At 45.8% G+C, this 20,848-nt stretch carries 19 protein-coding genes; 15 read left to right on the top strand and 4 right to left on the bottom strand.

Annotation, left to right across the window (positions count from 1 at the left end; translation table 11 throughout):
• Window positions 1–110 precede the first annotated feature (110 nt).
• The 3 genes from Q1A41_RS10050 to Q1A41_RS10040 all read left to right on the top strand — a co-directional run bounded on the left by Q1A41_RS10050 (window position 111) and on the right by Q1A41_RS10040 (window position 2,957).
• Window positions 111–1,085: a hypothetical protein gene (locus Q1A41_RS10050; RefSeq protein WP_299978045.1), complete on the top strand. Its 975-nt coding sequence runs from the start codon at window positions 111–113 to the stop codon at window positions 1,083–1,085.
• A 64-nt stretch (window positions 1,086–1,149) separates the two neighbouring features.
• Window positions 1,150–1,497 carry a rhodanese-like domain-containing protein gene (locus Q1A41_RS10045; protein WP_299978042.1) on the top strand — a complete coding sequence of 116 codons (348 nt, stop codon included), beginning with the start codon at window positions 1,150–1,152 and terminating at the stop codon, window positions 1,495–1,497.
• Between the two features lie 125 nt (window positions 1,498–1,622).
• Entirely contained in the window at window positions 1,623–2,957 is a 1,335-nt protein-coding gene (locus tag Q1A41_RS10040) for a class II 3-deoxy-7-phosphoheptulonate synthase (protein ID WP_299978039.1), read from the top strand.
• Between the two features lie 73 nt (window positions 2,958–3,030).
• Here Q1A41_RS10040 and Q1A41_RS10035 read toward each other — a convergent pair whose 3' ends face one another.
• The 3 genes from Q1A41_RS10035 to Q1A41_RS10025 all read right to left on the bottom strand — a co-directional run bounded on the left by Q1A41_RS10035 (window position 3,031) and on the right by Q1A41_RS10025 (window position 6,768).
• Entirely contained in the window at window positions 3,031–4,767 is a 1,737-nt protein-coding gene (locus tag Q1A41_RS10035) for a bifunctional diguanylate cyclase/phosphodiesterase (RefSeq protein ID WP_299978036.1), read from the bottom strand.
• A 236-nt stretch (window positions 4,768–5,003) separates the two neighbouring features.
• Window positions 5,004–5,945, bottom strand: coding sequence for an MBL fold metallo-hydrolase (locus Q1A41_RS10030; RefSeq protein ID WP_299978033.1), 942 nt, complete (start codon window positions 5,943–5,945; stop codon window positions 5,004–5,006).
• 13 nt (window positions 5,946–5,958) lie between these two features.
• On the bottom strand, window positions 5,959–6,768 hold the full coding sequence (locus Q1A41_RS10025; protein WP_299978030.1) for an SDR family oxidoreductase: 810 nt from the start codon (window positions 6,766–6,768) through the stop codon (window positions 5,959–5,961).
• A 358-nt stretch (window positions 6,769–7,126) separates the two neighbouring features.
• On the opposite strand from Q1A41_RS10025, the gene fadB reads away from it, so the two are divergent.
• From fadB to Q1A41_RS10005, 4 genes are all read left to right on the top strand, one after another.
• Window positions 7,127–9,277, top strand: coding sequence for a fatty acid oxidation complex subunit alpha FadB (gene fadB, locus Q1A41_RS10020; protein WP_299978027.1), 2,151 nt, complete (start codon window positions 7,127–7,129; stop codon window positions 9,275–9,277).
• A gap of 72 nt (window positions 9,278–9,349) precedes the next feature.
• Window positions 9,350–10,525, top strand: coding sequence for an acetyl-CoA C-acyltransferase FadA (gene fadA / locus Q1A41_RS10015; RefSeq protein ID WP_299978024.1), 1,176 nt, complete (start codon window positions 9,350–9,352; stop codon window positions 10,523–10,525).
• A gap of 318 nt (window positions 10,526–10,843) precedes the next feature.
• Window positions 10,844–11,902, top strand: coding sequence for an alpha/beta hydrolase-fold protein (locus Q1A41_RS10010; protein ID WP_299978021.1), 1,059 nt, complete (start codon window positions 10,844–10,846; stop codon window positions 11,900–11,902).
• A 328-nt stretch (window positions 11,903–12,230) separates the two neighbouring features.
• Window positions 12,231–13,073 (top strand): penicillin-binding transpeptidase domain-containing protein, encoded by an 843-nt coding sequence (locus tag Q1A41_RS10005; protein WP_299978018.1) that lies wholly within the window; start codon window positions 12,231–12,233, stop codon window positions 13,071–13,073.
• Here Q1A41_RS10005 and Q1A41_RS10000 read toward each other — a convergent pair.
• A complete protein-coding gene (locus Q1A41_RS10000; RefSeq protein WP_299978016.1) occupies window positions 13,068–13,556 on the bottom strand; it encodes a hypothetical protein in 489 nt (162 codons plus the stop codon). The genes Q1A41_RS10005 and Q1A41_RS10000 overlap by 6 nt on opposite strands.
• A gap of 169 nt (window positions 13,557–13,725) precedes the next feature.
• Here Q1A41_RS10000 and Q1A41_RS09995 point away from each other — a divergent pair, with 169 nt between their 5' ends.
• From Q1A41_RS09995 to Q1A41_RS09960, 8 genes are all read left to right on the top strand, one after another.
• The gene (locus Q1A41_RS09995) at window positions 13,726–14,229 is read left to right on the top strand and encodes a PaaI family thioesterase (protein WP_299978013.1); all 504 of its coding nucleotides are present in this window, start codon (window positions 13,726–13,728) and stop codon (window positions 14,227–14,229) included.
• Window positions 14,226–14,660 carry a PaaI family thioesterase gene (locus Q1A41_RS09990; protein WP_299978010.1) on the top strand — a complete coding sequence of 145 codons (435 nt, stop codon included), beginning with the start codon at window positions 14,226–14,228 and terminating at the stop codon, window positions 14,658–14,660. The genes Q1A41_RS09995 and Q1A41_RS09990 overlap by 4 nt, the downstream gene beginning before the upstream one ends.
• A gap of 173 nt (window positions 14,661–14,833) precedes the next feature.
• Window positions 14,834–16,753, top strand: a complete 1,920-nt coding sequence (gene htpG, locus Q1A41_RS09985) for a molecular chaperone HtpG (RefSeq protein ID WP_299978007.1) — start codon at window positions 14,834–14,836, stop codon at window positions 16,751–16,753.
• Between the two features lie 200 nt (window positions 16,754–16,953).
• The gene (locus Q1A41_RS09980; protein WP_299978004.1) at window positions 16,954–17,976 is read left to right on the top strand and encodes an NAD(P)H-dependent glycerol-3-phosphate dehydrogenase; all 1,023 of its coding nucleotides are present in this window, start codon (window positions 16,954–16,956) and stop codon (window positions 17,974–17,976) included.
• 75 nt (window positions 17,977–18,051) lie between these two features.
• Window positions 18,052–18,333, top strand: coding sequence for a DUF4389 domain-containing protein (locus Q1A41_RS09975; protein WP_299978001.1), 282 nt, complete (start codon window positions 18,052–18,054; stop codon window positions 18,331–18,333).
• Window positions 18,334–18,418: 85 nt separating this feature from the next.
• Window positions 18,419–18,907 (top strand): phosphohistidine phosphatase SixA, encoded by a 489-nt coding sequence (gene sixA, locus Q1A41_RS09970; protein ID WP_299977998.1) that lies wholly within the window; start codon window positions 18,419–18,421, stop codon window positions 18,905–18,907.
• Window positions 18,908–18,940: 33 nt separating this feature from the next.
• Window positions 18,941–19,807: an alpha/beta fold hydrolase gene (locus tag Q1A41_RS09965; RefSeq protein WP_299977995.1), complete on the top strand. Its 867-nt coding sequence runs from the start codon at window positions 18,941–18,943 to the stop codon at window positions 19,805–19,807.
• Window positions 19,808–19,880: 73 nt separating this feature from the next.
• Window positions 19,881–20,825, top strand: coding sequence for a DUF4892 domain-containing protein (locus Q1A41_RS09960; protein ID WP_299977992.1), 945 nt, complete (start codon window positions 19,881–19,883; stop codon window positions 20,823–20,825).
• Window positions 20,826–20,848 lie beyond the last annotated feature (23 nt).

Raw genomic sequence — 20,848 nt, 5'->3', positions numbered from 1 at the left:
TACAAGTTAGAGAGCTTTGGAACAAACTCTGGTTTGTGTAGCACGCTAGCTATAGAATATTGCCTTGATGTATGGACGCCGGGCTGTCTATAACCTTGAGGAATATCACATTGTTCAGGCAACTTTCTCTCACTCGAAATCCTCGTTTTGTATCCGTACTTGCGTGTATCGCTGTTTTCTTCCTATTTAATTCTAAACACCTTCACGCCCATACTAGTGCTTCGAGCGAAGTCTCCCAAACGGTCGCTGTCGATCTTTGGTATTTTCAAACCCATGTTCGCCATCGTTTTCGAACTGAAGCTATGGAGTTGATCTTAAGTTATACAGCTCAACAAAAACCTTCCCTGCGTTTACAACCATGGACTCGCCCCCTGACTCAGCAACGTGCTGTTTCTATTATGCGCAATGGGCAATTCCCGATGTTTGCCACGCTGTCTGAACATCGCCAGTTTCAACTTCCTGAGCTTATACGCACAGAAAGTCATTTAGTGGCGGGCTTGATGGGGTTTCGAATGTTGTTAAGCCATAAGCAAAATCTAGAAAAGCTTTCAGGCATTCAATCTATTGAGCAAATGCGGACAAAGTTACGTATTGGTTTTGGTCAGCATTGGCGGGATTACTCGGTATTGCAAGCGAATGACTTAACTTTGGTTGGTACACCTCATTACAGTAATTTATTTCCTATGTTGGAAGCTGATCGATTTGATGCTATTCCACGGGGCTTAAATCAAATTTTTATAGAAGAGCAATACTGGCAAAGCCGTTTTCCTGATATTCAAGTGTTTGAAGAATATGCTTGGTACTACCCATATCCCATCTACCTTTATATGCATAAGGACTATCAATGGATAATGGAGCGCATCAATTATGGCTTTTTTCGTGCCATGCAAGATGGCCGCATGAGAAGCCTGTTTAAAAAGCACTTCCAAGAAGAAATCGACTGGCTTGAAAAGAAGCAGCCTAAATTATTTGTGTTAAAAAACCCGTTCCTTGAGAGTGAGCCAAATTTTCATAACCTATGTTGGTGGGCGCCCAGAGCTTTGATTCAGCAAATCACAGCTTTTCCGGCAGAAGATTGCCATTAAGCACTTTGATTTAATATAAGTATAAGCTAATATTGTGTTTTATGGCTGTACTTCAGGAATCCCTATGTTGCGCTCAATACCCGAATTAATCAGTGAGGCTAGACAAGAGCTACGCTGTCTTAGTGCAGAAGATGCTTTCGCTGAGCAAAGTACCAATGATGGAATTGTTATCGATGTGCGCGAGGCGGCTGAGGTAGCCGATAAGCCAGCACCTAATTCGGTGCATATTCCTAGAGGGGTACTGGAAATGAAACTATCCGCTAGCCACCCAGACCCAGCTCAGACTATCTACATTCATTGTGCTTCAGGCGCACGTGCGACTCTTGCCGCTGAGCAATTAAAGCGCTTGGGCTATCAGAATGTCACCGTAATTACTTGTGCAATTGATACTGTCTGTGAAAATCAGAAATAGTTTTTAAGCTGTTGTAGCGACGTGATGTAGAGACAGTTTATAAGTAAATTAAATAGCGCTTTGCAGTCTCTGTGAATGCGGTACAATCCCAGCCTTTGTTTATTTGATTAGCTGGAACCCCATTCATGAATTGGTCCCCCAATAGTTGGCAGCAATTCCCAATCCTGCAACAACCCACATACCCTGATCTTGACGCTCACAAAGCGGTGCTAGAGCAAATAGCTCAGCAACCGCCTTTGGTGTTTGCAAAGGAGTCTGAGCGTCTAAAGCAGCAATTAGCTGATGTTGCCAATGGAAAGGCTTTTTTGCTGCAAGGTGGCGACTGTGCAGAGTCGTTCCGGGATTTTTCTGCAAATCAAATCCGCGATACTCTGAAAGTCATATTGCAGATGGCGATTGTACTTACCTATGCCGGACGAAAGCCGGTGGTGAAAGTAGGGCGCATCGCGGGACAATTTGCTAAACCAAGGTCTTCAGATACCGAACAGCGTGACGGTGTTAGCCTTGCTAGCTATCGCGGAGACATCATAAATGCGACGGATTTTACCGCAGGCGCTAGAACGCCAGATCCAGAGCGATTACTTAAGGCTTATCACCAATCAACGGCAACCTTGAATTTGCTTCGCTCTATGGTGCAAGGTGGCATGGCGGACCTTCACCAGGTTAGCCGTTGGAATTTAGACTTTGTTGAAGGCAATGAGCAATGTGCTCGCTATCAAGAATTGGCTGGGCGTATTCAGGACACCTTGGATTTTATGGAAGTTTGTGGTGTCAGCAGTGAAACTCATCCAGCCTTAGCCAGAACCGATCTATATACCTCCCATGAGGCTTTATTGCTTAATTATGAGCAGGCCTTAACACGACAAGACAGCTTCAGCGGGCAGTGGTACAACTGTGCTGCCCATATGCTTTGGATTGGTGAGCGGACACGCCAACTCGATGGCGCCCATATTGAGTACATGCGGGGCATTCAAAATCCTATTGGCGTTAAGGTTGGTCCAAGCGTCGATGGCGACGATTTGATTCGCTTGATTGATCGTTTGAATCCTGAAAATGAAGCAGGTCGATTAACTCTAATTACCCGTATGGGGGCAAATAAAATAGCCGAAAAGCTACCGGCTTTAGCCGCTAAGGTTGCCAGTGAAGGACGCTCAGTAGTGTGGTCTAGCGATCCTATGCACGGCAATACGGTAACCTCTGGAAATGGTTTTAAAACCCGCTCATTCGATGAGATTTTGAAAGAAATTCAAAATTTCTTTCAGGTGCTTGAAGCTGAGGGGCAACATCCAGGCGGTGTGCATTTGGAGATGACAGGAGCACATGTTACGGAGTGCCTTGGTGGAAGCTACCATGTTAGCGAAGCAGATCTTGAAAACTGCTATCGCTCCCAGTGTGATCCACGCCTAAATGCTCAGCAGGTATTGGAGCTTGCTTTTAATATTGCTGATTGTTTGCGCTGAGCATAAGAATAGGTTGGCAGTGGCTTAAAAGTGATGGTGGCTTATTAGATGGTAGAGGCTTCTAAATGGCCTCTTATAATTGCTGGGCATTTCCCGCCTGGTTAATAACTAGGGAATTGCCCGGTACTTGTTTAGCGGCGGCTTTGAGAGGTGATAGCGCGCTGGATATTTCAAAGGCATTATTGAACTGATTGGTTTTTACATTCAAGGCGGCCACGGAAATACTCGTCAAAGGGAAGAAGCGAGTTTCATCGTAGCGGTCTTTGCATTCAAAACCTCCGTCCTGAACATGCTCTGGCAAATATAAATCTCGGCTGATGTTACTAAAACTTTGTCCTACCCGTTTAAGTCGCTGCTGCCAGTCCTCACTGTTCCACAGTACCACGAAGTCATCTCCGCCAATATGACCCACGGTATCGCTGGCGTTATCGGCGTGACTTTTCAAGCTTTGTCCCAGGGCTAAAATAACTTCATCGCCTTTTGAAAAGCCATAAACATCGTTAAATGGTTTAAAGTTATCTATGTCGAAATGACAAACAACAAAATCACGCTGGCCTGCGAGCAGCTGTTCTATACAATCGTTGATGGGGATTAGTCCAGGTAACTGGGTAAGGGGGTTGGCGTGGCGGGCCTGCTTAAGTTGCAGTTCGGTAACCTGTTTGAGGAGATCGATAACATGACCAATACCCAAAAATTCCCCCTGATCACAGATAACAAAGTCATCCTCTTGATGGTATCTGGCTCTAGAGGTAACCATGCGACTAACCTGCTCAATGCTAAGCTGAGCATCTACAATCAGTGGAGCTTTTTCCATAACAGAGGATATCAATCGGCTGGCGTAAAGGTCTCGACCAAAAGGTTTGGCGAGTAGACCTTGTAGTCGGCTTCTATTTGCTATGCCAATCACCTTTTTATCTTTTACTACAGCGATTGAGTTAATGCTGGGTCGATTCAGAAACAGTTGTACCGTTTCCTCAACCGTATTTTCTTCTGTGACATTGATTGAGTGTATTGCAAGATTGCGAGCATAAACGCCATGTCCATTGCGCCTTTCGGCATGTGAGCGAACGACACGGCTAAGGCGAATGGTCGTAGGTGGTCGTGCATTGGGACGGCAGAAAAAATAGCCCTGCAGATAATCCACTTTTAATTGGCATAGGTACTCAAACTCTGATTCCGTTTCTACGCCTTCAGCAATAACTTTACAATGCATGGATTGTGCTATTTCAACAAAAGAGCGAACAAACTCCTGCTTGGTAGGGTCGGCTTCTATGCCTTCGATAAAATGACGATCAATTTTGACAAATTCAGGTTTTACTTGTGACCATAATCGTAGGGATGAATAGCCGGCACCAAGGTCATCTAGGGCGATGGCGAATCCCATTTCTTGATAGTATTGCAGGGCCTTTATAACAGCGCCTTCGTCGCTGCCGGGGTGTTGTTCGGTTAGTTCAATTACGATTTGGTCTGGACTAATGTCGTATTCAGCAAGTAGTTCTAGGGTTCGCCCTTGTTGGTGATCAACTTGCTGAATGGTTTGCGGGGAAACATTTAGAAATAGTTTTCCCGGTAAAGATAAGTCACAGAATCGCTCAATAGCTCTTTGTCGGCATAGATGCTCGATAGCCGCTAAAAGCCCATGTTGTTGAGCTTGCTCAATCAGTTGGGTGGGGGAATGTAAAATGCTGTCTGATGGGCCGCGACTCAATGCCTCATAGGCAAATATTTCACCACTTGCTTTATCTATGATCGGTTGGAATAAACTATTTACCGACTTATCGGCAATAATACTTTGTAATTCGCCACGCATATTGTTAACTCACATCAAATAGCTTCTTGCTACCAGATGGCATCCTGCCGGCTCGTTAGCATCCAATATTAATATGACAGTTTTATTTAAATTGTGATGTGTCTACTGATTGGTAGTTGGACGTATTGCCTGTATCGGCACAAATAAGGGTATTTGAGTGGATTACCAAGATTAATAGCAGGGTGTGAAGAGTGCTAGCGGAGAGGAAAACTCCGCTAGCCGAAGATGGAATGGTTTTAACGACTCGTAACCCAATGGGCTAGGCCTTGGGCGTTGATCTTTTGATCCAAGCCAATAATGCTAAGAATATCTTGATCGCTTAGCTGGCAGTTCATTGCCCGCAATCTACGGATGCTGTCTTCACAGATGTCAGCTTCTATTTTCTCCAGCGCTTCGCTTCGCTGTTCAGCGTATTTAGCATAGCAGTCGATTTGAACTATTAAATCTTCAGCGAGCTTGTCGAGCTGCTCAACCATGCCGTAGTGGGTAAGGTACACTCGCTCGGCCTGCAGTGACATTAATCGCTCAATACTCTGTTTCCATACTGGAGGGTCAAAATGTACTGGCGTGCTTGGTGGGAAAATAAAATTCCCATCGCAGCTTTGATTGAGCGCCGGGTAGGAAACACCAAAAGTATCACCGCTAAAAATCCCACGACTTTGCGCATCATAAATACAAAAATGATGACGCGCATGTCCTGGGGTATCTAAGAAAGTGAGCTTTCTTTTCCCGAGCATATGAAACTCACCATCATTAACGCTAATGACTCGCTCTGCTGGCACCGCAATGAGATCGCCGTAAGTGGCGGCAAATATTTCTTCGCCATAAACCGCAATGGTGGCATTTTTTAACTTTTCAGGCTCAACCATATGCCTTTCACCGCGCGGGTGAATCAATAGCGTGGCATTAGGGCATTGCGCCATTAAGGTACCTGCGCCCCCAGCGTGGTCAAGGTGAACATGGGTAGGGATAATGTAACGTAACTGCGTTAACTCAACGCCCAATTCCTTAATTGCCGCAATGATGGTGGCGGCACACAAATGTGTGCCGGTTTCAACAAGGGCAGCTTCTTCACCGTCTACGATTAAATAACAGCTCGCCAGCCCAGGGCGCCCCATGCCAGTATCAATGCAATACACGCCATAGCCTAAGTGCTCTGTCGCCAATACATTTGCCATCTTGTAAACCCTTTTACTTTAAGTCCTGACTACCATCGAGTACATTTTCAGGCATGAGTGCAGCAAATTGCTGTTGCAGTTTCTGCATGCCGCCTAGCCAGCGGCCGTAGTCGTTGGCTTTATTTTGAAAATACTGCTTAACATTAGGGTGTGGCAAGATTAGGAATTCTTCACTGTCTATGCCTTCAAGCACGCAGTCAGCGACAGTTTCGGCAGGCAACATGCCATCAATTCCCGCGACACTGCCGTCGGTGCCGGCGGTCATATTGGATTCAACCGCCTGTGGGCAAAGGGCTGAAACTTTGATGCCTTGGTGGCCGTGGGTTACTGCCAGCCATTCCGCAATGGAAAGCGCGGCATGTTTACTGACCGAGTAGCTTAGTGAGCCAAGCTGAGTAAGTAGCCCTGCAGCGGATGCGGTGATTAAAAAATAACCGCTGCCGCGCTCTAGCATGCTAGGCAGGGCGGCTCTGGCAGCCCATATATGGGATTGCACGTTGATATCCCATACTTTTTGAAAGTCACTTTCGCTGGTATTTACGCCGCCGAGGCGCAAGATGCCGGCGTTGCCGCAAAATAGATCGATGTGCCCATGCTTACTTAGGGTGCTGTTTACCAGCTCTTGTACGCCTTCCTCGGTGCCGATATCACAGACTTTGGCCTCGGCCATTGGCAGGTCTTGGCAGATGGCGTTTAGACTATCGCCATCAATGTCTGCAAGGACCAATCGTTTAGGTGACTCCTGGGCGAATCGCTGTGCTAGGGCCTTACCAATTCCGTTGGCTGCGCCGGTAATGACGATGATTTTATCGTTTAGCTTCATGGTGTTCTCAATTGCTTTATTATTTTAGTTCAAAGGTTATGTCATTTTGGGCTGCTGGCAGCCTAATATGATGGTAAATATTGGGCTTTAGCATGTCACAGGCTTTGCCTATTCCCAACATATCATGCTGAATGGTAAATGATTCACAGAGGTGATAGTCGTGGGGCTTATTATTACCAGCAATGATTCGTGAGGCGAAATACTGGGCGCTTTTATGTCAGGCAATGTGGTCGGATTTACCATTGGCCGTTTTTGGGCGAATCCTTAACCTTGTTACACCCTAAAGTTGGGCGCGTAGCGTGCCTTTAGGCGCCAAAAGTGTTCAAACTTTATTCCATTCACAAAGTGAGGCTGATAGATGATCTTTTCAGGAAAGGCCATAACAGTAACCCAGCTAGATAACGGGTTTGCTGAGTTGAATTTCAATCTCGAAGGCGATTCAGTTAATAAATTTAATGCCTTGACCACCGATGAGTTGCGTCAAGCTGCGGAAACCTTACGCTCTGCAGATAATGTAAAAGGCCTATTGGTCACCAGTGGTAAAGACGTATTTATCGTCGGTGCAGATATTTCTGAATTTGGTAACAACTTTTCTGAATCCGAAGAAAATATTGCTGCCGGTGTACTAGAAACCAATAAGTCAGTTTTCAATGTTATCGAAGACTTACCTTTCCCAAGTGTTGCCTGTGTAAACGGTTTCGCATTGGGCGGTGGTTTAGAAATGGCTTTGACCTGCGACTACCGAGTGATGTCGACCGCAGCCAAGATCGGTTTGCCAGAAACTAAGTTGGGTATTATCCCTGGCTTTGGTGGTACCGTGCGTTTGCCTCGCGTTATTGGTGCTGATAATGCCATTGAGTGGATCGCTTCTGGTAAAGAACAGCGTGCAGATGCTGCACTTAAAGCCGGTGCTGTGGATGCTGTAGTAGAGCCTGCTAAATTGAAAGAAGTGGGTATCGCCATGCTAGAGCAGGCGGTTGCCGGTAAACTTGATTATCAAGCTAAGCGTCAAGAGAAGCTTCAGCCATTACAGTTGAACGACATCGAAATGATGATGAGCTTTGAAACCTCTAAAGCTTTCGTTGCCGGTCAAGCGGGCCCTCATTACCCAGCACCTGTAACGGCAATTAAGGTTATGCAAAAAGCCGCTAAATTGGATCGTGATGGTGCATTGGCGGAAGAAGCGAAAGGTATTGCCAAACTGGCGAAAACCGAAGTAGCGAAGAATTTAGTTGGTTTGTTCTTGGGTGACCAAGAGTTGGCTAAAACCGGTAAAACCTGGGCCAAGAAATCTACCGCTAAAGTAGAAAAAGCGGCCGTGTTGGGTGCTGGTATTATGGGTGGCGGTATCGCATACCAGTCAGCCCTTAAAGGCACGCCAATTATTATGAAAGATATCGCTCAAGAGGGTATCGACCTAGGTTTGAGTGAAGCCACTAAGTTGTTGTCCACTCGCGTTAAGCGTGGTCGCATGACAGCCGAACAAATGGCTGGCGTTTTAAATGCGATTGATCCTGCTCTTAGTTACGAAGGTATGGAAACAGCTGATATTGTTGTTGAGGCGGTGGTAGAAAACCCTCAGGTTAAGCATGCTGTATTGGCTGAAACTGAAACTAAGTTGAAAGAAGGTGCTGTACTGACTTCTAACACTTCAACTATCTCTATTAGCTACTTGGCTGAAGCGCTAAAGCGCCCAGAAGATTTTTGTGGTATGCACTTCTTCAACCCTGTGCACAAAATGCCCTTGGTAGAAGTTATTCGTGGTGAGAAAACCAATGATGAGGCGGTTGCTCGTACCGTGGCTTACGCTTTGGCGATGGGCAAAAAACCGGTTGTTGTTAATGACTGTCCAGGCTTCTTGGTAAACCGTATCTTAAGCCCTTACATGGGTGCCTTTATGGGCCTTGTTAAAGAAGGTGCTGACTTTGTCCAGATCGATAAGGTTATGGAGAAGTTCGGTTGGCCGATGGGTCCAGCTTATTTGTGTGATGTTGTTGGTATCGACACGGGTGTGAAAGCAGGCGCGGTTATGCGTGAAGGTTTCCCGACTCGTATGTCAGCTGATTATAAGAGTGCTTCCGAAGTGTTGTTTGAAGCTGGTCGCTATGGTCAGAAGAACGATGCGGGTTACTACAAGTATGAATTGGATCGCCGTGGTCGTCAGAAGAAAGTCGCTGATGAAACCGTTTGGGATCTTTTGGCTGATCATGTTGATGCGCGCCAGGATTTCGATGCCGAAACCATTGTTGATCGCTTGATGATTCCAATGTGTCTTGAAGCGGTTCGTTGTTTGGAAGAAGGCATTGCCGACAGTGCAAACGACGTTGATATGTCCCTAATTTACGGTGTAGGTTTCCCTCCATTCCGCGGCGGTGCATTGCACTATATCGATGATATGGGTGTGGCTGAGTTTGTTGCTCGCGCTGACAAATACGCTGAGATCGGCGAAATGTATCAGGCGACCGAGCGTTTACGTGAAATGGCCAAAAATGGCGAAACCTTCTTTTAAGCCACGCTTAAAAGACCTGAATCCGAATAGCAATTGGCAGGTAGAACCTGCCAAATAATAGGAGATTAAGACGTGAGCTTAAATCCAAGAGATGCAGTAATTATTGACTTTGGTCGTACCCCAATGGGTCGTTCCAAAAATGGTTGTTTCCGTAACCGTCGTGCGGAAGATATTTCGGCTGATTTGATCAACGGCCTATTGGCGCGTAACCCTAAAGTAGATCCCGCTTTGGTTGAAGATGTGATCTGGGGTTGTGTAAACCAAACCAAAGAGCAGGGCATGAACATTGCTCGTATGGTTTCTTTAATGACCGATATTCCTCACACTGCTGCGGCCCAAACCGTTAGCCGTTTGTGTGGCTCTTCCATGTCGGCATTGCACACCGCAGCTCAAGCCATTCAAACCAATAATGGTGATGTGTTTGTTATTGGTGGTGTTGAGCATATGGGGCACGTTGCTATGGATCACGGTGTTGATCCTAACCCGCGCTTAGCCAAGCACGTAGCAAAAGCCGCAGGCGCTATGGGTTTAACCGCTGAAATGTTGGGTTTAATGCACGGCATGACTCGTGAGCAACAAGATCAGTTCGCTGAGCGTTCTCATCGTCTAGCCCACAAAGCTCGTACTGAAGGTGGTTTTGATAACGAAATTATTCCAATTCAGGGCCATGATGCCAATGGTGCTCTAGTGTTGGTTGAGCAAGATGAAACGATTCGTCCTGAAACTACCGTGGAAGGTCTGTCGCAGCTGAAGCCTGTATTTAACCCTAAGGGTGGTACTGTAACGGCTGGCTCTTCTTCTCAGATTACCGATGGCGCATCGTGCATGATCGTTATGTCAGCGCAAAAGGCTGAAGAGCTAGGTATTCAACCGCAGGCGGTTATTCGTGCGATGGCGGTTGCCGGTGTTGATCCTTCTATCATGGGTTACGGTCCAGTACCTTCAACTCAGAAAGCGCTAGAGCGTGCTGGCATTAGCATCGAAGACATCGATTATGTTGAGCTGAATGAAGCCTTTGCAGCGCAAGCCTTGCCAGTATTGAAGGACTTAAACTTACTTGACTGCATGGATGAAAAGGTAAACCTACACGGTGGCGCAATCGCATTGGGTCATCCATTTGGTTGTTCTGGTGCTCGTATTACCGGCACCTTGTTAAATGTTATGCAGCAAAACAATGGACGTTATGGTTTGTCGACCATGTGCGTTGGTTTAGGGCAGGGCATTAGTACTATTATCGAGCGTTTGTAAGTTTAAACTCTTGATGAAAAAGGCGGGCTATATGCTCGCCTTTTTTATTTCTATTGGCTTGCAGATACAGGCTTCATTTTACAGTGTTGCTCAATGTCTATGAAAAGCCCCTTCTCAGTTTTCTGTGTTTTTGCTTGTAAAAACTTGATTGTTGCAAAAATGTAAGAGCTTGTATTCTAAGGTTTCTTATTTACATCGCCACACTAGGCAGGCTAGTCTTACTTCTTAATATAATTTTTCCAAGCCCAGCTCAACTTATACAAGGATAGAGTTAAGTTGCGAATAACAATAATCAAAATTTTAAGATAGGTGATACTTATGAAGTATGTTCTGTTTTTGTGTTTGTCGCTGTTGACATGCTTAGCGCACTGTAAGCCTTTAAGTTACGCCCAAAAGGTGGATATAGACTCTACGGTGCTGGCTGAAAAACGTTCGGTTCAAGTTAGCCTTCCTGAATCTTATTCAAACGGAAGCAGCTCTTACCCGGTAATTTATGTGTTGCATGGCCAATGGGATACCCTGCCAGCTGTTGCAACACTTTCGCTGCTGGAAAATTTATTGCCTGAATTCATTGTGGTTGGTATCGAGGGGCGCGGGCCAGAGCTTAAGCCTGCAGGAAGCGAAGAGAGAAGCCCGTTTTATCATTTCGTCTTAAGTGAGTTGATACCCTATGTGAACAAAAACTATCGAATAGCGCCTTATAGTATATTGTCTGGTCATTCCAATGCCGGTCGATTTGTTTTCGATATGTGGCTGCATGACGGAAAGGCATTTAGTGAATTCTATGCGTTCAGCCCCTCTTTAGATGATGGTTATTTAAGTAAGCTAATTATGGCAGAAAATTTTGATGCTAATGGGCGCTCACCATTAACTCTGACTATGGCTGATGAGGGCGAGCATATGCTGAGCCCTTTTCAGGAAATATCGAAAAAGTTGGCCGCTTTGCCTAAGGGCAACTTAAACTCCAAGCACTTCCCTGAAGAAAGTCACAGTACCACTCGCCACGCTTCACTTCGCTTTGCTTTGAGCAAGAGCTTTTCAGCTTGGAACCCAAGCAGAGAGGTAAAGAAGGGAGGTTTGGAAAGTTTACAAGCGCACTATAATGGGCTGCTTGAGAAGTATGGCTTTACTGAAGATATACCGATGGAGACATTGCAGCGTTTGGCGGCTTCCTATGCAATTTCTGAAGAAGCAGATAAGCAAGCCAAATTGCAGCCCGTGCTAAACTACTTTGTAAAACAACAAGGCCACTCACTCGAACCTATGGTAGAGATTGCTCAGTTTTTATTGGCAAATAACTACCAGCAAGGTGGTGAGAGGATGCGAGCCTTATTGTGTCAGATGGATAACAAAATCGAGTTTTGTGGAGCAAAGTAGATCGCCTATTGTGCCCCTGTGCCAATTGATTTGCAGCTTTGCTTGAAGTTTCTCTTTGCAGGCTATAGGGGTAGACCTCTTGGTTTGAGCAGGACTTCAACGCTAGCTGCTCTTCCTGTCTTAATTTTTGTCTTTCTGTATTAAGGATCTTTTAGCAGCTAGCAACAATTTCATTTGTCTTTCCTTCACCAACTCCCAGGCTGCTATGCCTTCTCTATTGTCCTTCATGGTAGTGTCATATAATCCGAGTACAAGGTAGAGTTCGTTTATCTTGATCAATTAAGGCGAAGAGCGCTGTTGCACGGTTCGGTAATGGTAATAATCCAATATGTTGCAAGTTAAGTTAATAGGAATTCTGGTTCTGCTATGTGGCCTGTGCTCACAGGCAGCAATATCTGAAACGTCAGTGGTTGATAAGTCCTGCGATGATTCCTGTAGTTTTGTTCTGCTAAGTGAAGCTGATGGTAAGTTTCACTTTAGTAACCGTCAAAGAGCAGAGCAACGTTTCACGCCATACTCTACCTTCAAGGTTGTGAATACTCTCATTGCCTTAGAAGAAGGGCTCATCAAAAGCTTAGATCACACTCTGCAGCTTAATCAGGGTCGCTATCCGATTGAGAAGTGGTGGCCCCAAAGTTGGTATCAAGCGCCATTGAGTATTCGTGAGGCCTTTCATGCTTCGGCGTTACCGCTATACCGTCAATTAGCCCTTGATGTCGGGAAAGACTCGATGAGTACACGCTTGCAAGGCCTGCACTATGGGAATAGTGATATAAGTTCTGGGTTAGATAGCTTTTGGCTTAATGGAAGTCTACAGATTAGCGCTGTAGAGCAGCTGTGTTTTCTTAGACGCTTGGCACGTCACGAGCTGCCACTGAAGGACGAAACCTTTACAATCTTCAATCGGATTATGGAAGTTGATCTTGATAAAGAGAGTAAAGGCTTTGCCGATGCTATTCGAGCTTTCGGGCCTGACGTTAAACTGTTTGCAAAAACAGGTGGCGGCCCAATTCGAAAAGGGCGCTATATAGGTTGGTATGTTGGCTATCTGCAATCGGCGAAATCCAATTACTATTTTGCCCTTAATATGGAAGCGGATAGTTTTAAAGCCTTACAGGGCGCGCGCAAAACTATGCTGATTTCTCAACTTAGACGTATAGGGCTTTTATAGGCGGGCCGTTAGCGTCCTTTGCTGCAAAATTGCAGCGGCTATAACTGAGCTTAACATCGGGCTGGTGGCAATTGCGAGTGCAGCGCTAATCATTGTGTACTCGCTAAAACTCAAGGCGCTCCCGACAATGGCATGACGCGCTGCCAAATAATATTGGCAGCAGAAGATTAACATTATACCCGTCCCTCTTAGGTAATCCTTTGCAAGCAGCAGTTTTGAGCTGTTTTCATCTCGTGTTATTTTCTTGGTGCTTCTCATCGCTGTGAACAAAGCCGCAGCTGCAAGCAGTGTCAGCAGATAGTTTGCGCTCAATAAATGATCGATGCTGGCTAATCGAGCTAGCGAAACAGAGATAAAAATCAACGGCAGTATCGCCAGCTGTTTTAGACTTGCGCTTCTCGCTCGGCTTTGCCAAACGGAGAAAATCAGTAATAGTACAAATAAAGGGAATACCCAGACTGGGGTGCCGCTTAGTATATTCATGTTGTTACCCTAGTTTTCAGTATGGACTCAGTTTACAAAGCTAAGAAAACGGCAATCAGTGCCAAAAGTCATTTTGGGCTAAGGCATAAAACTCGCTATACTCTGATACGACAATAAGGCAGCCCGGCTGTCTTAACTCTTGGGCGCCAAAATAGGAATAACTAGGCTTATGGCCGTCGATATCGTTTTAGTGAAAAAGCTCAGTAAGCTGATGGTAACAGCCAATAAAGGCGATCACTTTCATCAGCTTGGTTTGGAATTCACCCATATGGAGACTGGTGCCTGCGAGATGCTTCTCCCCTATAGTGATCGCTTAGTCGGTAACCCAGACACCGGAGTGGTTCATGGAGGAGCGATTACCGCTCTGCTTGATACTTGTTGTGGTATGGCCTGTGCGTCAGTTTTGGAGGATATTGGCTTGACTCCAACTATGGATCTTCGCATCGATTATATGGGTGTGGCAGAGCCGGGTCAGGATATCTATGCCCGTGCCGATGTTTATCGCAGTTCACAAAGTGTCTTATTCGCCCGCGGGCGTGCTTACACCAAAGGCCAAGAAGATCGCCCCGTTGCCCACTGTATAGCTAATTTTATTCGCTTAGATGATGAGGTTTTGAAAAATTTGAGCGAACAGTTTAGGCCCTTCCTTGATGCTGTGGAGATAGACGAATGAGTGCAATTTCAAAGGCCTGCGAACAGGCCAGAGCAGAGTGGAAGCCGGAATTAATTATCGAGCAAATCCCATACGCCAAGCTGCTTGGCATCGAAACGCACAATATGGGCGATGAGCTATTCTTCGTTTTGCCGCCGAGCAAAGGTAATGTAGGCAACCCAACCTTGCCCGCGCTCCATGGTGGAGCTATTGGTGGCTTTTTGGAGCTCGCTGCGAGTTTGCACCTCATGATGACCTTGCCAACCCAGGTCACCCCCAGGGTCGTAGATATTTCGGTGGATTATGTGCGTCCTGGGAGGCTTGAGCCCCTTTATGCTCTGTGCACCGTTGTTCGCCAAGGGCGCAAGCTGGTGAATGTTTCCGTAAATTGCTGGCATAAATCCCGCGATGAGAGTGTGGCTACCGCTCGAGCTCACTTTTTAGTCGATTAAGGCGCTTTTTAACCGTCCTTATCTCGTCCTGAAGGGGCCTCTTAACTAAAGACGGGGCCCTAGCAAAGAATCTCTTTGATCCGCTCCTTTCCCCCTTTAAAAGTCGAAATTGAACCCCATAACAGGGTTTATACACCTTAATGGTGACTCGACTGACCAAGGAGAATGCTTAGATGAGCGTTGATGCACAAAAACAAACCATGGGATTCCAGACCGAAGCCAAGCAGCTGCTTCACTTGATGATCCACTCTTTGTATTCCAATAAGGAAATCTTCCTTCGTGAGCTGGTATCTAATGCTTCAGATGCCGCCGATAAACTGCGATTTTTGGCACTTTCGAACGGCGACTTATATGAAAGTGACGCCGAGCTAAAAATTCGAGTTGATTTTGATAAGGACGCTAAAACCGTCACTATTGCCGATAATGGCATTGGTATGAACCGTGACGACGTGATTGAGCACCTAGGCACCATTGCTAAGTCCGGCACGGCTAATTTTCTTTCGAATCTATCTGGTGATGAAAAGAAGGATTCACAGCTGATTGGTCAGTTCGGTGTTGGTTTTTATTCGGCCTTTATTGTTGCTGATAAAGTTGAAGTTTTTACCCGTAAAGCAGGGGAATCCAGCGAGCAAGGGGTACACTGGGAATGTGACGGCGAAGCGGAATTTAGCGTTGAAAATATAGATCGAGCTGAGCGCGGTACTACAGTTGTTTTGCATCTAAAAGAAGATGCCAGTGAGTTCGCCGATGATTGGCGTCTGCGTTCGGTTATTAAGAAATACTCTGATCATATTTCTTTGCCAGTGGAGATGCTTAAGCAAGAATCGCCGGCTGTTGATGGCGAAGAGAAAGCTGATAGTGCACAAGCCCCAGAGTACGAAGTGATTAACACGGCGACCGCCTTATGGACTCGCTCTCGTAGTGAAGTGAGCGATGAGGAATACAAGGAGTTTTATAAGCACATCTCTCACGACTTTGCAGATCCAGTTAAGTGGAGCCACAACCGGGTAGAGGGTAAGTTGGATTACACCAGCTTGCTGTATATCCCTGCTAAAGCGCCTTTTGATATGTATAACCGTGAGGCTGCGCGAGGCCTAAAGCTATATGTGCAGCGCACTTTCATTATGGATGATGCGGAGCAGTTTCTGCCGATGTATCTGCGTTTTGTAAAAGGTGTTGTCGATTCTAACGATTTATCATTGAACGTTAGTCGCGAAATTTTGCAGAAAGATCCAAATATCGATGCGATGCGTTCAGCATTGACCAAGCGTGTTTTGGACACATTGAGCAAAATGGCGAGCAAAGAGCCTGAGCAATACGCAGAATTTTGGACCGAGTTTGGCCAAGTGCTAAAAGAAGGCCCGGCCGAAGATTTCGCCAATAAAGAGAAGATTGCTAAGCTGTTTCGTTTTGCTAGCACTCACACAGATAAAGCCGATCAAGATCAATCTCTTGAAGCCTATATTGAGCGTATGCAAGAAGGCCAAGATAAAATCTACTACGTGGCTGCCGAGAATTTCAATACTGCGAAAAACAGCCCGCATTTAGAGGTATTCCGTAAGAAGGGTATTGAAGTATTGCTACTAAGCGATCGTGTAGACGATTGGCTAATGAGTCATATGATGGAATTTGAAGGTAAGCAATTCCAAGATGTGGGTAAAGGCGCCTTAGATCTAGGTGAGCTGGAAAGTGAAGAAGACAAGAAAGCTCAAGAAGAATCGGAAAAGCAGTTTGAGTCTTTAATCGATCGCGCCAAGGCTGCTTTAGAGGGGCGTGTGGATCAAGTACGCATTACACACCGCTTGACCGATTCACCCGCTTGTTTAGTGGTCAATGAGCACGATATGGGTGCTCAAATGCGCCGCCTGCTAGAGCAGGCTGGGCAAGATGTACCAGATAGTAATCCGAATCTTGAGCTTAACCCTGAACATCCGCTTGTCGTGAAGCTTGACCAAGAAGCCGATGAAGATCGCTTTGCTGATTTGGTGGGCATTCTATTTGACCAAGCCAATTTGGCGGAAGGTGGGCAATTGGAAGACCCTGCCAATTATGTGCAAAAGCTCAATAAGCTCTTGTTAGAGCTAAGCCACTAAGCTTTTGCTATAGTAGCTTTTGTTGTGTTGCACTCCTTGCGGTAATTGGCATGGGGTGCATTTGCTTTGACGATGGGTTTTCAGCTTCTAATTGCGAGGCCCGGCATACAAAAGTGCAAAGACATTAGCTGATAAAAGCGGGCAAGCAATAAGCCTGTATATAAAAGTATAAGTTCAAGTTAAAAGGTTGATAAGGCATTATGACAACACCACAACATGTAGCGGTTCTAGGTGGTGGCAGTTTTGGTACTGCCATTGCAAATATTGCAGCAACTAATGGTCATAAAACCTTTCAATGGATGCGAAACAAAGAGCAGGCTGCCAAAGTACAGCAGGCTCGTGAAAACAGTGACTACCTACCGGGTTATCAGCTGAGCGACAACTTATCTGCAACGGCCGATCTTGCTGAGGCGGTTAGTGCTGCCGATGTGGTTTTTATCGCCATTCCCAGTAAAGCGTTTAGAGATGTGGCTCGCTTAGTGTCGCCACTACTAAAAGCTGGGACTATGGTTATCAGTACCACTAAGGGTATTGAGCCCACAGGCTTTACTTTGATGAGCCAAGTGCTGGAACAAGAGTTAAGTGATGCCCGCATTGGTGTTTTGAGTGGGCCAAACTTTGCCAAAGAGATTGTCGCCCATCAACAAACAGGCTCAGTAATCGCCAGTTCAGATGACGAATTGATAGCCTGTGTTCAGGAATTGCTTTGTTCCAGTACATTTCGTTTGTATGCCAATAGTGATTGCTACGGTGTTGAGCTAGGCGGTGCGCTGAAAAATATCTATGCCATTGTCACTGGTTTGGCAACGGCCTTAGGTTGCGGCCACAATACTATAGCAATGTTGTTAACCCGTTCATTAGCAGAAATGGGGCGCTTTGCTAAACATATGGATGCTGATCCTATGACATTTTTAGGCTTGGCAGGGGTGGGTGATTTAATTTTAACTTGTACATCAGATTTAAGCCGAAATTATCGTTTAGGAATGGCCATTGCCCAAGGTAAGTCCTTGGAACAGGCAGAAAGTGATATTGGCCAGGCGGTGGAAGGTGTCAATACCTTACGCTTGGTAAAGCAAAAAGCTGATGAACTCGATGTTTATATGCCTTTGGCGAGTGCCTTGCATGGCATTTTATTTGAGGATTACAGCATTAGCGATGTCGCCGATAAATTAATGGGTGGCGAGCAGAATACCGATGTTGAATACTCCCAAAAAGATCTTTGAATCTTTTAAGCATAATTGATAAATCTGATAGTCTAATCGTTCTTGACGCTAAGACAAAAATCAAAAGGTGGCGATATGAGTGATTCTCCGAACGATCAAAAATATTCAATATTAGGCGCTGAGATCTGGTTACGCCTCGCTTTTATGGTGATTTTCGCTTTAGCTTTGAAGCTGGCTATCGTGGCTTTAACTGCTTTTGTGGTAGTGCAATTTATTATTGTGTTGTTTACGGGAGCTGTTAACAATTCACTTTTGGCGGTCAGTAAATCCACGTCTGAATTTGTACTGCAATCATGGTTATTCCTGAGCTTTGCGAGTGAAGAAAAACCCTTTCCATTTCGTGATTGGCCATCTTAATTGGATTCGCACCGCGGTATGGTAATGAGCTGTAATGCAATAACAGCGGTCTAATTTAGTTTGCTAGGTAACAAGGGAAGGTGAAATGCGCTTGTATATATTAAGGCATGGGCAGGCCTCCTATCAGGCTGCGACTGATGCCGAAAGAGAGCTAACCGATAGAGGTCGATCTGAAACCCAAGCCATTATTCGTCAGTTTTTAGCGACATCAGAGCGACCTATAACTATTGTAAGTAGCCCATATATTAGAGCACAGCAAACGGCCGAAATTGTTGCCAAAGAGCTGGCTTTTGATGCTGCTTCAATCGAAAAAATTCATCAATCTCCTTGGCTTGAGCTGCGCTCCGAAAGCTCTCCTGATCAGACAATTCAGAAAATATCACAGTGGTTTGCTAACAATAGTGAGCGTGATTTACTTTGTGTGAGCCATCAGCCATTGGTGGGGCAGTTAATAAATAGTTTGGCGAACTTGAATCCTGGGCGTTATATGATGGGAACCAGTGCTTTAGCCTGTTTGGAGGGTGAAGACTGTTTGCCAGCCTGTATGGATTTGCTGTCTTTGCAGCAGCCGTAGTCATCAATAAACATTCATAACCCAAGGCATGATATGAAAGAGCAGTTAAGTCGCGGTCGTGATATACACTTCGATGTATTCGATCGTGTGATTGCGGCCCAAGAGTGGGGCAAACCTGGTGGTCGAAAAGTTCTGGCGATCCATGGCTGGCTAGATAATAGTGCCAGCTTTGCGCCAATGAGTAATCATTTAGAAGATGTACACTTTATTGCTTTAGATACTGCAGGGCATGGTCACAGCTCCCATATTGCTCCAGGTTTAGCCTACAACATTTGGCAGGACATTGCGGATATCTTCGCGATTGCCGACAGCCTTGGTTGGCAAGAGTTTAATCTGATTGGTCATTCCAGAGGCGCTATTATTGCAGCGCTTGCAGCGGGGACTTTTCCAGAGCGTATTAAAGGCTTAGGTTTAATCGATGCCTTAGCTCCGCCGCCAATTTCGGCTGAAGATTCTCCGGCGCAATTAGCTAAATCAATCGTTGATGTGGCTCGTCGACAAGATAGGGCTACAAGTATTTTTAAGGATGCCGATGCCGCTATAGTTGCCAGACAAAAAGGCATGCACAAGATTTCAGAGCAGGCCGCACGCTTGATTGTGGAGCGGGGTATAAAGCCGGTAGCGGGTGGTTATACATGGTGTAGTGATCCACGATTGATGTCTGCATCGGCCTTTAAGCTCAGTCAGGAGCAGATAGAAGCTTTTTTAGGGCGCATCTCAGCCAATTGTTGTTTAATCGCTGCAAGTTTAGGTTTGCAAAAGTACATTGCTAAGCAAGAGGGCTTGTTAGGTAAAATTAGCCATATCGAGAAGCATCTATTTGATGGTGGTCATTTTCTTCATATGGAAGAACATCAATATGATATTGCTAGGCTAATAGATGCTATCCTAAGGCCCTAAGCTTCGGCCCCAAACCCTAGCTGTGCTTATAAACCTAAACTGCAGTTCTATAGCAGCTCTATAAAGGGACGCCATGAATATATTAAAAGTGCTGGCAAAACAAAACCATCTTAGCTTGGCGTTTAGCTTAATGCTCGGTCTGTTGTTGGCAGGCAATCTTCAGGCTCAAAGCTGGATCGATCCTGAAAATAGTAAGGTGAGCCGGGTAGTCTACGACTCAAAAGCTGAGGCACAGCAATGGCTACTACCCCAAGGCCCTATAGAGCGCATCGATGGCTTATGGCAACCAGAGCAATCGCGTCAACTTGAGGGAAAGCTGCGACGTCGTACATTAGAATTTGGAGCCGAGAACAGTGAGGCTGGTTTATTCAAGGAATATGAGCAGCTATTGAAAAAACAAGGCGCCCAGCTTTTATTCAGTTGTCTCGGACGTGATTGTGGCCAGAGTAATAATTGGGCCAATCGATTTTTTAACATCTATCAGCTCTATGGGCGTGAAGACTCTCAGCGTTTAAGCAGCTACTTTTGGCAGTCGGGTGGGCAGGATCATTTTGCATTGCTGTATTTGGTTAGGCGTGGGAATCAGCGTATTTATCTTCAGCAAGAGTTGCTGAGCTTAACAAGCGACCTTGCTGGTACGGCGGTGCTGCCGAGTAAAGAGCAAGTTTGGAAGCAGTGGCAAAGCACGGGCTTGCTAAGATTAAGTCAATCTACGGGGCAGCTAGATCAGCAGGGGACATTGCTTCCGGCTTGGTTAAAGCTGATATCAGAGTTGATGCGAGAGCACCCTAAAGCAAGGTTGGATGTGGTGGGTCATTCCTATGCCTTGCCTGGTTCTCGACCAGGTGCGGGGCCGGCGGCTAAAGCTGAAGCAGAGGCGATGTTGGAAACCTTGAAAGCTGGCTTGTTGTCGGAGGGCGTGTCACAGGGGCGCATTACGCTTCATAACTTAGAAAATTTGGCGCCTCTTAACTCCCGCTTGGAAGGGGCTAGATTGGATTTGCTGCTACATAAATAATCCTGCTTAGAGCTTAGGAGCTG

The sequence above is a fragment of the uncultured Pseudoteredinibacter sp. genome, from assembly GCF_947502065.1.
In the GTDB taxonomy this organism is placed as follows: Bacteria; Pseudomonadota; Gammaproteobacteria; order Pseudomonadales; family Cellvibrionaceae; genus Pseudoteredinibacter.
This window is presented reverse-complemented; position numbering and strand designations above follow the sequence as displayed.

What these genes read in the sequence shown, in the direction of transcription:
- Q1A41_RS10045 (WP_299978042.1), top strand. Translation starts at nt 1,150, where the DNA reads ATGTTGCGCTCAATACCCGAATTAATCAGTGAGGCTAGACAAGAGCTA.
- Q1A41_RS10040 (WP_299978039.1), top strand. Translation starts at nt 1,623, where the DNA reads ATGAATTGGTCCCCCAATAGTTGGCAGCAATTCCCAATCCTGCAACAA.
- Q1A41_RS10035 (WP_299978036.1), bottom strand. Translation starts at nt 4,767, where the DNA reads ATGCGTGGCGAATTACAAAGTATTATTGCCGATAAGTCGGTAAATAGT.
- Q1A41_RS10030 (WP_299978033.1), bottom strand. Translation starts at nt 5,945, where the DNA reads ATGGCAAATGTATTGGCGACAGAGCACTTAGGCTATGGCGTGTATTGC.
- Q1A41_RS10025 (WP_299978030.1), bottom strand. Translation starts at nt 6,768, where the DNA reads ATGAAGCTAAACGATAAAATCATCGTCATTACCGGCGCAGCCAACGGA.
- fadB (WP_299978027.1), top strand. Translation starts at nt 7,127, where the DNA reads ATGATCTTTTCAGGAAAGGCCATAACAGTAACCCAGCTAGATAACGGG.
- Q1A41_RS10010 (WP_299978021.1), top strand. Translation starts at nt 10,844, where the DNA reads ATGAAGTATGTTCTGTTTTTGTGTTTGTCGCTGTTGACATGCTTAGCG.
- Q1A41_RS10005 (WP_299978018.1), top strand. Translation starts at nt 12,231, where the DNA reads ATGTTGCAAGTTAAGTTAATAGGAATTCTGGTTCTGCTATGTGGCCTG.
- Q1A41_RS10000 (WP_299978016.1), bottom strand. Translation starts at nt 13,556, where the DNA reads ATGAATATACTAAGCGGCACCCCAGTCTGGGTATTCCCTTTATTTGTA.
- Q1A41_RS09995 (WP_299978013.1), top strand. Translation starts at nt 13,726, where the DNA reads ATGGCCGTCGATATCGTTTTAGTGAAAAAGCTCAGTAAGCTGATGGTA.
- Q1A41_RS09990 (WP_299978010.1), top strand. Translation starts at nt 14,226, where the DNA reads ATGAGTGCAATTTCAAAGGCCTGCGAACAGGCCAGAGCAGAGTGGAAG.
- htpG (WP_299978007.1), top strand. Translation starts at nt 14,834, where the DNA reads ATGAGCGTTGATGCACAAAAACAAACCATGGGATTCCAGACCGAAGCC.
- Q1A41_RS09980 (WP_299978004.1), top strand. Translation starts at nt 16,954, where the DNA reads ATGACAACACCACAACATGTAGCGGTTCTAGGTGGTGGCAGTTTTGGT.
- Q1A41_RS09975 (WP_299978001.1), top strand. Translation starts at nt 18,052, where the DNA reads ATGAGTGATTCTCCGAACGATCAAAAATATTCAATATTAGGCGCTGAG.
- sixA (WP_299977998.1), top strand. Translation starts at nt 18,419, where the DNA reads ATGCGCTTGTATATATTAAGGCATGGGCAGGCCTCCTATCAGGCTGCG.
- Q1A41_RS09965 (WP_299977995.1), top strand. Translation starts at nt 18,941, where the DNA reads ATGAAAGAGCAGTTAAGTCGCGGTCGTGATATACACTTCGATGTATTC.
- Q1A41_RS09960 (WP_299977992.1), top strand. Translation starts at nt 19,881, where the DNA reads ATGAATATATTAAAAGTGCTGGCAAAACAAAACCATCTTAGCTTGGCG.